We start from the raw sequence: 13169 nt of genomic DNA, 5'->3' as shown, positions 1-13169 counted from the left end.
CCGCCCCCCCCCCCCCCCCCCCCCCCCAAGCGCCAATTCCATTTTTTAGTGCGTAACCCATCCAAGGCTCCCCGGCAGGGCTAGGAAAGGAAAAATAAGTGCAACCGCTCCCGGTAGATCAGCAAGTGGCTTCGGCCGCTGATGACCTGGATCAACGGCACCTAAAATCCGATTCTGACCCCAAAGAACAGAACCTGGATGCTCAGGGAACTTCGCGCCGTCAGGACTCGGCCTCCGCATCTGGCCAAGCAACCGGCACCCCGGAGGGTGCTAAGCGATCACGAATCCCCGATCTTGCCTTCATAGCAGTATTCTTGGGCGGCATGTTGGTGTTCTTTTACCCCACTATCAGTAATTACTGGAACACCCTGCAACAAGGCCGCGCAATCGCGGAATACACCCAAACCGTAAATAAGATGCGCCCCGGAGAAATCCAGCAGACCTGGGATGAGGCCGAAGCCTATAACCGGGAACTGCTGTCCAACCCGGCGCGCTACCATCTGTCCCACTCGCAAATGCAACGCTACCTTTCCCTATTAGATGTGGGGAAAACCGGGATGATGGGTCATATCGAAATCGAAAAACTAGGGGTAGATCTACCCATCTACCACGGCACCGAGGACTCGGTACTACAGGTAGGGGCAGGGCATGTGCCCGGCAGTTCGCTACCTACCGGCGGAGCCGGCACCCACACGATTTTGTCTGGGCACCGAGGATTGCCCAGTGCCAAACTATTCACCAATCTTGACGAGCTAGAGGAGGGCGATCGCTTCGTGTTACACGTACTAGATCGTGACCTGGCTTATCAAGTTGACCAAATCCGGGTAGTCGAACCCAAAGAACTATCGAATCTAAAAATTATTCCTGGGCAAGACTACGCGACTTTAGTAACCTGCACGCCCTATGCGATTAATACCCACCGGCTACTCGTTCGCGGTCACCGGGTTCCCTATGGAGGGGACGCCGGTTATGTGGCTGCCGATGCGGTCGCTATGGATCCGGTGATGGTTTCGTTAGCCATCTCGGTGCCAGTGTTAGGAATCATTGTGGCGATCACCGTGACGCATCTGCGGCGTCGCCGAAATCAAGCGGGAGGAAAGACGGAAGCACTATGAGCAAAGCAATTAGTTTCAACCGCTTATTAGGGACGCTGGCTGCGACGCTTTTGGCCACGCTGCTGGGAATTGGGATGCTCACTCCCGCCGCCGCGCACGCTGCACCCCCGGCTGGTCCCTCAGGCACTGGTGGCGAAACCAGTGCATCCTCCGGCACTACCTCTCTGGATTTAGTAAATCTAGAAAAGATTGATCAAAACGCAAAAGGCACTATCACTCTCGATTTTCACTACGAGGGCGCGCCTTTAGCGGGGGTGAAAGTCTCCGCCTATCGGATAGCCGAGGTGAAGCGGCATTTCCCTGCACTGCCGGCCTATCAGCAGTATTTACAAGCATTAAAGTGGAATGACTTTCAAGATAAAAGCGGGGCGATTCCCGCGGGTAGCGTTGACGCCAGTAAATGGGCGGACTTCGCGGGCAACCTCGCTAACCATATCCATGCTGACCAGGTAGCGCCAGAGGCGACGGCGACCTCGGATAGCAATGGGAAAGCCACCTTTAATAACCTGAAGGTAGGGGTTTATCTGTTGCTGGCGGATCCCTTTACCAATGCGGGTGCCAGCGGGGAAACCTATGTTTTTAATCCCTCGCTAGTTACTGTGCCGAGCCTAGTTGACGGAAAACTGCAATACGACGTAAACGCAGTGGCGAAGCTAGAAAAAGTACTGCCCAAGCCGGCGCAATACCAGGTGGTTAAACATTGGCAGGACGGCGGCAACCAAACCGCGCGTCCTAAAGCAGTAAAAATACAGATTTTGCGGGACGAAAAACTATTCCAAACCATCGAGCTAAACAACGCAAATAACTGGACTTACCGTTGGGAAGACAGCGAAGGACATCGCTGGGCAGTAGCCGAACAGCTGGGAAACAGCCCCTACACGGTTAGCTACGAAAAGATTGGCCAGGCTTTCACAGTTACCAATACTTTAGTTCCCAAAAATCCCCCCAAGCGTCCTCCGTTATCAAAGACGGGCGCGAATCTAAATTACTTATGGCTAGCCCCCTTGCTGATGGTTTTAGGGGCAGGCGGAATTGCTGCGCGGCGTCGGCAAGTAGCGACGGCAGGCAGCAGTGATTTCAAATCGGAAAGCGCGACCAATTCTAAGCAAAACCGCGCAGATAGGGAGGCGAAATAGTGTTTAATCAACTCTATAAAGACCGCACTCGGCTGCTAGCTATCCTGGCGGCGCTTTCTTTCCTGGTAACCACGCTGTTACTGGCGATTCCTTCCTACTCTTTAGGCATTAAAGAGGCCAATAATCTGGGGGCAACTAACGTTTCGCGGCCGATGCGGGCGCCGACCTCCTGCCAGGTTGAACCCGGTACGGTAACTACTGAACTGTTAAAGGCCGGCGATGGAAAGGTAGCGATAGTAAATACCCAGCCCGGCGAAGATAATCCCGAGACTGAAAAGGCCGAGGCGATTACCTCGGAGAACGTTAGCCAGCGTTGGACTGGGGAAGCCTTTAGCCAAAACATCGGGATCTCCAACACGGCAGCCGCTAAAGCCAAAGTTTATCGGGTCTATTTCCGCTTTACCGCCAAAAAACCCCCTGCCGCTCCCGGCTATGTTTTGGGCGGGGAAGCTGACACCAAACTGGAGGTAGGCAAGACCTACTATCAGGCGGAGGGGGATAAGAACCCCTACACCTTTAATCAGGTGCAAGATGATGACGGTAAAGCGGTAGCTGGCTACTATTACATCGAGATTGCCGGTTCTGAAATTGGGGATGCATTCACACTCCCGGTGAAAGCCAAGCATGATTCTCCCACTTCCGCCGGTGGGGATCTGAAAGTTTGGATCGAGGAACTTACTCCCGAGGACAAAGCAGCACTGGGCAAGAAAGGCCAAGAACCCAGCTGCCAGGTACAGGAAAATACTTGGGATACTATTCGGCAAAAATATGAAGCTAAGAAAGAGCTGCTCAACAAAGACCCGCTTGATTGGTTGGATAAACCGATACCAGACGTGGTTTGGGGATCGGCGACTGACCCCAGTATTGCCTATGACCAGCAAAGCGGAAACTATTATATTAAGAACCTGCGTTACACTTTCCGCAATACCCCGGTAACCACCGAGGGAATGCCCAAAGCCAAAGTTGGTCAGGATCCCGCTGTTGATTCTACCTATGTAGATACTTTTACCCTGCCCGAAGGGGTGGAGTTTAACCCCGAATACCTAAAGAAGGTGGGGAACACTGGCTCAATTCGCGATTGGTATACCCAGATCCCAGGGTGGACAATCAGACCAGGGGACAAAGATAGCAACGGCCAATATATAACCTTAAATATTGATAATAATGGTGAAACAGTCCCGTTATTCGCCCTGCGCGGTTCCAATATTTACCTAAGTTCCCTTAGTTACCAGTTCGATCCTGCGAAGCGCACTCTAAAAATTACCTACGATGTGGGGGCAAGACAGAATAAACCAAATCTGGTTGATCGAAATGTAAAAATTCGGTTTGGTGACAACTTCTTGCTGGTGAAGGATCCAAAGCCGAATCAAACCTACAATTTGCACAATGAGTTTGCGGCAACCACCGAGTACACCCACACTGATCGCGCTTCATCTAAGGCAGCAGTCACCAACCCGGTGACCATGCAAGGCCCGGTTCCCGAGGTAACTAAGACCCACGAAGGCGGAAAAGGGCAAAGCTTCTATCGGGGCGACCCCATTGACTTTACGATTACTGCCACTAACAAGGGATCTGGCCCCTGGAAGATTAAAGAAGGTAAGGATGACGAAGGCATTATTGCCGATCACCTGCCCGAAGCCTACTACCTTGCCCCCGCGCAAATGGCCAAAATGTTTAGTGAGGACGGGGATGGCCTCACGATTAACATCACCGGCGCCCAGATCTGTGAAAACTATGTACCCGCAAAACACACCACTACCAGCGGTAAAGAGGGTACGGGGCAGGTGCATCTAGATTGCGCTAAGGCTAAGCCCGCAGATTTGAAACTAGAGAAACAAGCCGATGGGAAGATAGCGATTACCCAGGCGGGAGCGACTAAGACAGTTGATAGCACTGCGGCCGCCTTGCAGGATGCCCTAAAAGACTTGATAGTAGTGCAAGCTACTCGCTATCAAGTGGCTTGGGAAGTACCGAACCACGTGATTTACGGTGGAGACAGCATTAAACACGTGGTAAGGGCGACCGTTAAAGATGACTTTATGGCCGGGAAAGATTTTACCGAGCAGCAAACCACTAACAAAGTGAATCTGAACGATCAAGACGTTCCAGATACGGTAACTACGGTCAACTCTTTCGAGGTTAAAAAAGCCGCCTATGTGAAAAATGAGAAGGTAGAACAAAACGGAAAGCCAATTCCAGTGGGAACCGTGGTTAAATATCAACTCTCCCTAGAACGTAAAGGCGGGAAAGCCGAATATAACGCCCTGCCCTTTACCGATAAGCTCTCGGGAGCGCAAGTACTGTTAGTGCCAGTTAAAGGGGATAACGCAACTAACCCGGATCTGCAAGGGCTGAAGAAATACAACTATGACGGACAAGATTATTACCTGTTAGATAAACCAGGGACTTATAAAAATGTTCATTTCAGTGCTACCGAAAAGGTAGGCGATTCCTCTTCAAGCAAAGACTTCATTGCCGATCGCATCGAAGTGAAGAAACTTGATAACGGGGCGGGTATCGCCACCTCGACCTATTGGTATATGGCCAGCCAAGATTTTGCCAACCCGTCTAAGGTTAGCGTGGACTACCTGACCCTCACCGATCCGGAAAAGACCGGATATACCAAGGTTAAAGACGGGCACCCCGATGCGCTAAATATTGGGGGAGTCGAGTCGCCGAAATACAGCATTACCGATAAGACCGAGATGAGTATCTCCAAGCTGGGGGCAGACAAGCGGATAGTCACCAAGCGGGGCGCTACTTTTGATGAAGACTCTTTACTAAGCCAAAGCCCCCTGAATGCCGGGAAGAAGGTTACCTATCGCCTGGCTCTGTCAGTGTTTGGGGATGATCCTTTTATAGTAACTGGCAAGGACATATATGATGCGCTGCCCCCCAGTTTGCCGGGTAAACCCTGGACCAAAGACCAGTTATCCCTGGAGATTCCAGAGGGGCAAAACGGGCTAAAGGTCACTGCCGGCGACCTCAAGAACTGGAAGATTACCGATACGAACCCGGCCGATGCCTCTTCCAGTGACACCCAGCAATACCTTGTTTGGGATCAGGATCTGCAACTGGAAGTATCCGGCTCGGTATATATGTATGTAACCTGGCAGCTACCTGAGGGAGCCGACTGGGATAACTATCGCAAGAAATACCAGTCAGACACCCTATTTAACACTTGGCATGTAAAGAATGACTCCTATTCGGTAAGCCACTACCTGGGCGGAAAAGCGGGAGCTACCCTGCAAAAAGGCGTAGCTGACACCGGGGTAGTTGCGAAACAACGATATAAGTACGAAAAAGAGACCCGTTATCCGTGGGGCGGTATCGGTACCAGCAGCGGTTCAGATAATTACACCGTACTCCGACCCGATGATACTGCCAGCGGCCGGGTTACTTACACCAACTCGGCGCAAGATGAACAAACTAACCTGTACAAATATGTGCGCTACTATAACGTTTTGCATAACGACGGGGAATCGCGCCTGTACATTAATGACATTCAAGACGTCTTGCCTGAAGGCTTCCATTTCTTTGCCGGTATTGATGACCAGTCATATATGAAAAATGGTCAGTGCCACAAGAATGAAGAAGGAAACGACGTCTGCACCACCTATAAAGACTACGATACCGGTAAACCGGTGCCAGATGGGATTGGTATCAAGCTGGAATTCAGAGATGACGTCTATTACACCGGGCTATTCCCCGAAGAACAGCCCCGAGACGAAGGGTTGCCAATCCGCAAAACCTGGAGATCTAGCGCTGAAAACACTCCCGTGGATTTCCCGGGAGAAAAACCCAAAGTAGCTTCTTTGCGGGCGATAGTAGATGCGCAAAATCCGCGCCATGTAACTTTCCGCCTAGATAACTCTAAGGCCGGTTCCAATCTGGGATATGACGCCGAACGGGATAAATACTATTTGAACCCCGGGGAAACCGTGGGGTATAGCTACCTGGTAGCAGTTGCCGAAAAAGTCAAAACCGAAGATTTAAGTCGTAACCAGATCGCTATGCCCTATGACAATCAACAGGGGCAAAAAATACAAGTCAATCCCGACATTGAGATCACCTCACAGCCCTTAGGGCAGGCACCAGCCAATGACGGGGATCGCCAGATAATTGACACCAACAACGCTAACCAAAAGGGTTTTGTAGGTGGAGACGATAATACCCAGTGGCTATCCTCCCAAGTGGATCTGACTCGCGGAGCAATCTTGCCGGGAGTCTCTAAAAAGTTAGTCGCTAAAAAGAATGCGGCTGGTACCACTACTAAAGATCCCAAGGCCGCTGGATACCCGGATACTTTAACTTGGGAAGTAACCGCCCACAATGACGGAAAACAACCGATCACCGACTATGTAATCAGTGACCGTCTGGATCCCAACTATGTCTTTACCGGTACGGTTACTTACACTTGTCATCCTCCGAAGCTGGACAACACTAGCGGTGGCGGCTGGGGAAGCAATGACTGCGATGAAGGATACCAGCTGCTTACGTTCCTCGACGACTGGAAATATGACGCACAGGGGAACCCCCAGAGCGTAACCGTTCGATACCGGAATCCCGCTTATTTTTCGACTACAAACACTTTGACAGTCAACGGTGAGCCTCTGGCTGTGTTGGGGAATAGAACCGTGTTCCATGTGTCTCTCACCTCGAAAGACGGGAAGCTGCAGCTTAATGTACGGGTTGTTCCCGGTACCGATGGGCAAAAGACCCCTGGGCAAACAAGATATTCAGTTCCGGGTAATCCCCTATTGCCGGAAGGCACCGCTACTTTGCAGCTTTCGAGCAAGAATCCGAAACAAACGGGTGATTATCGGATGGTGTTCAACAATGCCTATGTGACTCCGATTGGCGAATCTTTCGACCAGGGAGCTCTTAAGCATGGTTCGAACGCTACTCAAGATCTGAAGCTATCCACCACTACCAGTGAAAACCTTAATGATCCGGGACAGCCCGATTCTACGGTTAATCCCTATTATTGCTGGAAGGACAATGCTAAAGGCGACGTGTGTGCTAGCGAGAACAAGACTAATCTCCCCAGCGTACAGGCTGACGCGTTTGTGCCGATTGCCCAAGATGCCTATACCTCCTCAATAAAGAGCGTAGAAGAAAAGGCGAAGCCGGATAACAAAGTTACTTCCACGGACGAGAAGAACTATATTTCGCTGCCCGGTCAAAGCTCATTATTCACCTATACCTTAGAGGTGAAGAACAATACGGATGACTCGATTCCGCGTATCACCCTGATCGATAACCTGCCGCAAACTAACGATAACTACACCTTTACGGGTGCCCCCGAGCGGGGATCACAGTTTAAGGTAGGTTTTGCGGATGAGCCCAATCTGACGGTAGAGGTTAAGGACGCGAATGGAACCTGGACAGCAGTAGATCCCAGTAAATACACGGTGGAATACTCCGATAAAGCTATCGGGTTCACCGAAAAAGATTGGAACGGTAGTGCCACTAGCGATTGGGGAACTGAACGAAAGGCAAGTTCCCGTTCCCTGCGCGTTAATTTGAAGGACAGCACCGATATCCTCAAGGGAGGCGCCTCCCTGCGGGTACGCTTTGACGCCAAGATCGCCGGTGGGGCAAACCCCAAGCCGGGCGACATTGCCTGGAACACTTTCGGCTACAACTACCGTGCACCCGGAGCCGGAGACTTGGACTTAGAGGCCATCCCGCTCAAAGTTGGGGTGAAAGTACCAGCCGAAATGCAATTGCTAAAGCAGGTACAAGACGAAAATAAGGAGCCGTTGCAGCTAAGCAAGGCAACGGTATATAACTTCGTGGTCTACACCGGGGAAAAACTAACCCCCGAAGAAATGACCGAGAAAACCTTGATCGAAAACCTCAAGAAAGCTGGCCGCTCCTATATTGAGGTGAAGGTACCGGTAGCCAAAGGCGCCTCGTCCTCGGAAAAGATTTCCCTGACCGCCCTGGCAGGCAAACCCGCCAGTCCCTCGGGAACCTGGACGTGGAAGAACGGGGAACGCTACACCCTGGCGGAGCTACCTCCCACCGACGGAACGAAGTTCTCTAAGTACCAGGTGGCCACGGGCAGCACTGAGAACCCGGTTGAACACCAGGGAGAATATTCCTTCAGCTATAACTCTGGCGAAAACCTTACCGTTATCGGTATAAACATCCGCAGCAAGTGGGAAATCAACCTGTTTAAAGCAGATGGAGATAACTGCGGCGAAGATGGTGCCTGCACAAACGGGCTTGCTGGAGCGGTATTCGGGTTGTATTCCCCGGATCAGTCCCAGCAGATCAGCGCCGACAAGCTGCAGGAGGTCGGCCTCGCAGGCCTAGCTGACAGTGATAAGACGGTCAAGCAGGGAGAGAAGACCTATTACCTGTCGCGCGTAGTTAAGACTACTGACAACGGCAAAGTTGTGTTCCCGGACTTAAGTGAAGCGGAATACTTCGTAAAGGAACTGAAAACTCCCGACAACTACACCGCCACCTGGAACGGACAGCTATTCCAAAAGCCGGCTCCCGGCGTGGCTGGTGAACAGCCAGGCAGTGCCGAGCATCCGGTCACGGTCAAGAACTACCAGCCCTATGAGCTGCCGAAGGCGGGAGGCGTCGGTACCCTGCCCTTCACCCTGTTCGGCCTAATGATCTGTGGGGTAGCAGTCTATGGCTGGATGCGTTATCGCCGCCGCGGGTAAAACCCGCCGGGCTCGCTGGGTGCGGTGGATACAAGTCATTTGTATCGCGCTGAGCTTGCTGCTAGTGGCGCTGCTGGGATACTCCTGGTGGCAGGGGCGTACCGGTGATAGCGAAATAGATGGCCTCCTGATTAAAACCCAGGAGGTTATCCCCAGCTCCCGCCAGGTGGGAGTAATCGCTACCCAAACCCCGGAAAATGCGAAAGAATCCGGGGCGTCCTCGGGGAAAGCAGCTGGTAAGGGGCAGGGCGGTACTGCCGATACCACTGCCCCGGGCGGTGCCAGCCCCTACCTCGAGACAGTGAACCTGTCCGGATATGAGGTAACCGGGATCTTGCAGATCCCAGATCTGAACCGCAGCTGGCCGATTATCGCAAGCGGCGATGCGGCGGCGACCGCGAAAATCCCGAGCATCTATGGGGGCAATCCCGCCAGCGGGGATCTGGTGATTGCCGATGGTGCCGACAACCAGCAGTTTTCAGGACTCAAAGATCTGCCAGACGGCTCCGAAGTAGTGTTTACCGATATTTCCGGACACGAATACCGCTACCAGCTAGCAACCGTAGAAACTGTTCCGAGCAGCAAGTTATCCGCAATTTCCCGCCACCGGGAAAGATGGGACGCGGCAATCATTACCCCCAACTTTTCTGGCCGCAGCCAAATAGTAACCCGCCTAGTAAAATCCGAAAACAACTAGGCGACTGCGTACTCTGGGCGTAGCTTAGATAAGAACCAATCCGGACGCTACCTCGGTATGAGCTGGAAAATAAGGGGTGACTACTTGTAGTCATTTTGCTATGCTGGAGGAAGGAGGGGGGGTAATAATGGTCGCTACTTCGGTTCGCATGAGCGATACGACTGCAGAAAAGCTTGATAAGTTATCGCGCCTAACTGGACGCTCAAAGTCGTATTATCTTCGTGAGGCTATTGAATCCTCCATTGACCAGTTGCTCTATGAGTACACCTTACTAAACGAAGTCGAAGAAATTCGCGCTGGTAAAGCGAAAACTTACTCCCTTGAGGAAGTGAAGGCGGAACTTGGCCTGGAAGATTGAGCTCAGCGCCCGGGCGGGTGAGGAAACTTACAGCACAAATAGGGGTGCGAACTTTCATTTGCCTGCACCTTTGCACTAAGCTGAAGGGGTTGCGTTCCGCCCTGGAAAGTCACGGCAGAGACCTGGTGACCTGCAAAAGCAGAGCATTTTGAGTCTGCCACTTTCGTGGCCAACTGGGGAGCCGGCCTCGCCGGGCAACAGGAAGAAACAACCTAAGGGGTGCATTGTGCCCAGTTTTAGGAGAACACGATGATTCAACAAGAGTCGCGACTGAAGGTCGCCGACAACACGGGTGCAAAGGAACTGCTTTGCATTCGCGTGTTGGGCGGCTCCGGGCGGCGCTTTGCAGGTATCGGTGACACCATTGTCGCCACTGTAAAAGACGCTATTCCCGGCGGCAATGTCAAGAAAGGCGAAGTTGTTAAAGCGGTAATCGTGCGCACTCGTAAAGAGCGTCGCCGCCAGGATGGTTCCTACATCCGCTTTGATGAAAACGCCGCAGTTATTATCCAGCCCAGTGGAGAACCGCGTGGCACGCGTATCTTCGGCCCCATCGGCCGGGAACTGCGTGACAAGAAATTCATGCGCATTATCTCTCTGGCTCCGGAGGTGCTGTAAATGGGAGCGAAAATAAAGAAAGGCGATCTGGTAGAGGTCATTGCTGGCCGCACCAGTGACGAAAAGAAACTGGCCAAGCGCAACGAACGTCGCGCCGAAAAAGGCCTGCCCGCCCTAAAACCGGGGGACAAGGGCAAACAAGGTCGGGTACTAGAGGTATACCGCTCCAGTGACCGGGTACTGGTCGAGGGCGTAAACATTCGTACCCACCACTCTCGCCAGGGGCAAAACCAGCAGGGACAGGTAACTGGCGGTATCGAATACCGCGAGGCACCGATTCACGTTTCCAACGTGGCGCTGGTTGATCCCAAGACTAAGAAGCCTACGCGAGTTGGGTTCCGTGAGGAACAGGCAGAACGTGGCGGCCGTCTCCGTACGGTTCGGGTGCGTTACGCGAAGCGTTCCGGGGAGGACATCTAATGGCTGAAGCAAAAACTGTGGCTCCGCGCCTAAAGGTGCGCTACCAGGAAGAAATCCGTAGCTCCTTAGAAAAAGAGTTCGGATACAAGAACGTAAACCAGATTCCCGGCCTCGAAAAAGTGGTTGTGAATATGGGTGTCGGTGAAGCCTCGCACGACTCCAAACTGATGGAGGGCGCGATTCGTGACCTGACCGCGATTACCGGGCAAAAACCGGTTGTCACTAAGGCACGTAAATCTATCGCGCAGTTCAAACTGCGTGCCGGCCAGCCGATCGGTGCGCATGTGACCATTCGCGGAGACCGGATGTGGGAGTTCGTAGATCGTCTGATCTCGACCGCTCTGCCGCGTATCCGTGACTTTAGGGGACTAAGCCCCAAACAGTTCGATGGCCGCGGGAACTACACTTTCGGTTTAACCGAACAGGCCATGTTCCACGAAATCGATCAGGACTCGATCGATCGCGTGCGGGGCATGGATATTACCCTGGTTACCACTGCGAACAGTGATGAAGAGGGGCGGGCGCTCCTGCGCGCGCTGGGCTTCCCGTTTAAGGAGGAACGTTAATGGCGAAAACGGCGCTTAAGAATAAAGCGAAGCGTAAGCCGAAGTTCAAGGTGCGTGCCTACACCCGGTGCAACCGGTGCGGCCGTCCTCATTCGGTATATCGCAAGTTCGGACTTTGCCGTGTCTGCCTACGTGAGCTCGCTCTGCGGGGCGAACTTCCGGGCGTCACTAAGAGCAGTTGGTAAAACTACTACGTTGCAGGTCTGAAACAGAAACCGCAGCGAGGAAGGGTTAGAACCCCAAAATGACTATGACAGATCCCATCGCAGACATGCTGACACGTCTGCGTAACGCCAATGCGGCGCATCTGGACAAAGTGTCTATGCCTTCATCGAAAATGAAGGCGGGAATCGCGAAGATTCTCGAAACCGAAGGCTATATTGCCAAAAGTGAAGTCAGTGATGCCCGCGTGGGCAAGACCCTCACTTTGACCCTAAAATATGGAAGCAAGCGCGAACGGGCAATCACCGGTTGCAAGCGGGTTTCCAAACCGGGTCTGCGTAAATACGTAAAATCTACTCAATTGCCCAAGGTCATGGGAGGCCTCGGGGTGGCGATTCTGTCCACCTCTTCCGGTCTTATGACTGACCGTCAGGCACAAGACAAGGGTGTAGGCGGGGAAGTCCTAGCCTACATCTGGTAAGGGGGAATAAGGATGTCACGTATTGGCAAGAACCCGATCTCCCTACCCTCCGGAGTAGAAGTAAAGATCGACGGTCTGAACGTTTCAGTTAAAGGCCCCAAGGGTCAGCTGGATCGCACTTTTACCGGACCGCTGAAGATTCGGGAAGAGGACGGCAAAATCCTAGTGGAGCGGGAAGTAGAATCCCGGGAAGCTCGCTCTTTGCACGGCCTTACCCGCTCGCTGATTTCCAATATGATCGAGGGCGTAACCAACGGTTACTCCAAAGAAATGGAAATCGTGGGTACCGGTTACCGCGTGTTGACCCGCGGCAGCGATATTGAGCTGCAGCTGGGCTTCTCACACCCGGTACCGTTCAAAGCTCCCGAAGGTATCGAATTTAAGGTTAATAGCGCGCTATCTTTCACTATCTCTGGCATTAGCAAAGAGCTAGTGGGCGAAACCGCTGCGAAGATCCGTAAGATTCGTCCTCCGGAACCCTATAAGGGCAAAGGTATTCGTTACAAGGGCGAATTCGTTCGTCGCAAGGCCGGAAAGGCGGGTAAGTAAATGTCGTATACCCCTAAAGGTAAAGGCAAATTCGTCGCTCGCAAACGCCGCCATATTCGGGTTCGTAAACGCGTATATGGTACGGCGCAGCGCCCTCGTCTGGTGGTTACTCGGTCTAACCGCCACATGGTTGCCCAGGTTGTCAATGACGACTTGGGGCACACCTTGGTTTCAGCTTCCACCTTGGAAGCGGAGCAGCGAGGCGAGAAGATGAAGAAAGTTGATGCGGCTCGCCTGGTAGGTGAACGTATCGCGAAGCGTGCCCAAGAGGCAGGCATCACGGCTGTCGTGTTTGATCGCGGTGGCAACAAATATCATGGTCGCGTTGCCGCGGTGGCTGAAGGTGCCCGCGATGGCGGTCTGAAGCTGTAGAGGAGAGGG

General features: G+C 52.7%; 12 protein-coding genes. All 12 read left to right on the top strand.

The genetic code is table 11. From position 1 onward, the window contains the following. Positions 1–98 precede the first annotated feature (98 nt). The 12 genes from L0M99_RS06240 to rplR all read left to right on the top strand — a co-directional run bounded on the left by L0M99_RS06240 (position 99) and on the right by rplR (position 13160). On the top strand, positions 99–1115 hold the full coding sequence (locus L0M99_RS06240; protein ID WP_024059760.1) for a class C sortase: 1017 nt from the start codon (positions 99–101) through the stop codon (positions 1113–1115). Continuing rightward, a complete protein-coding gene (locus tag L0M99_RS06235; RefSeq protein WP_024059759.1) occupies positions 1112–2251 on the top strand; it encodes a Cna B-type domain-containing protein in 1140 nt (379 codons plus the stop codon). The genes L0M99_RS06240 and L0M99_RS06235 overlap by 4 nt, the downstream gene beginning before the upstream one ends. After that, the gene (locus L0M99_RS06230; RefSeq protein WP_238128094.1) at positions 2251–8937 is read left to right on the top strand and encodes a SpaA isopeptide-forming pilin-related protein; all 6687 of its coding nucleotides are present in this window, start codon (positions 2251–2253) and stop codon (positions 8935–8937) included. The genes L0M99_RS06235 and L0M99_RS06230 overlap by 1 nt, the downstream gene beginning before the upstream one ends. Further along, positions 8906–9634 (top strand): sortase, encoded by a 729-nt coding sequence (locus tag L0M99_RS06225; RefSeq protein WP_024059757.1) that lies wholly within the window; start codon positions 8906–8908, stop codon positions 9632–9634. The genes L0M99_RS06230 and L0M99_RS06225 overlap by 32 nt, the downstream gene beginning before the upstream one ends. A gap of 100 nt (positions 9635–9734) precedes the next feature. Next, entirely contained in the window at positions 9735–9992 is a 258-nt protein-coding gene (gene relB, locus L0M99_RS06220; RefSeq protein ID WP_337954207.1) for a type II toxin-antitoxin system RelB family antitoxin, read from the top strand. A gap of 249 nt (positions 9993–10241) precedes the next feature. After that, positions 10242–10610, top strand: a complete 369-nt coding sequence (rplN, locus tag L0M99_RS06215; RefSeq protein WP_024059755.1) for a 50S ribosomal protein L14 — start codon at positions 10242–10244, stop codon at positions 10608–10610. Then, positions 10611–11030, top strand: a complete 420-nt coding sequence (gene rplX / locus L0M99_RS06210; protein WP_022864702.1) for a 50S ribosomal protein L24 — start codon at positions 10611–10613, stop codon at positions 11028–11030. Positions 11031–11047: 17 nt separating this feature from the next. Beyond that, entirely contained in the window at positions 11048–11596 is a 549-nt protein-coding gene (gene rplE, locus L0M99_RS06205) for a 50S ribosomal protein L5 (RefSeq protein WP_425304310.1), read from the top strand. Next, the gene (locus L0M99_RS06200) at positions 11596–11781 is read left to right on the top strand and encodes a type Z 30S ribosomal protein S14 (protein ID WP_022864704.1); all 186 of its coding nucleotides are present in this window, start codon (positions 11596–11598) and stop codon (positions 11779–11781) included. The genes rplE and L0M99_RS06200 overlap by 1 nt, the downstream gene beginning before the upstream one ends. Positions 11782–11840: 59 nt before the next feature. Then, positions 11841–12239 (top strand): 30S ribosomal protein S8, encoded by a 399-nt coding sequence (gene rpsH / locus L0M99_RS06195; protein WP_024059753.1) that lies wholly within the window; start codon positions 11841–11843, stop codon positions 12237–12239. 12 nt (positions 12240–12251) lie between these two features. Further along, complete coding sequence (rplF, locus tag L0M99_RS06190; RefSeq protein ID WP_024059752.1) at positions 12252–12788, top strand: 50S ribosomal protein L6; 537 nt, start codon at positions 12252–12254, stop codon at positions 12786–12788. Beyond that, a complete protein-coding gene (rplR, locus tag L0M99_RS06185; protein ID WP_024059751.1) occupies positions 12789–13160 on the top strand; it encodes a 50S ribosomal protein L18 in 372 nt (123 codons plus the stop codon). It begins immediately after the preceding gene. Positions 13161–13169: the final 9 nt, after the last annotated feature.

Source organism: Varibaculum cambriense (assembly GCF_022133705.1).
Taxonomy (GTDB): domain Bacteria; phylum Actinomycetota; class Actinomycetes; order Actinomycetales; family Actinomycetaceae; genus Varibaculum; species Varibaculum cambriense_A.
Note: the sequence above shows the minus strand (reverse complement) of the source record. Positions and strands in the feature narration are given on the sequence as shown.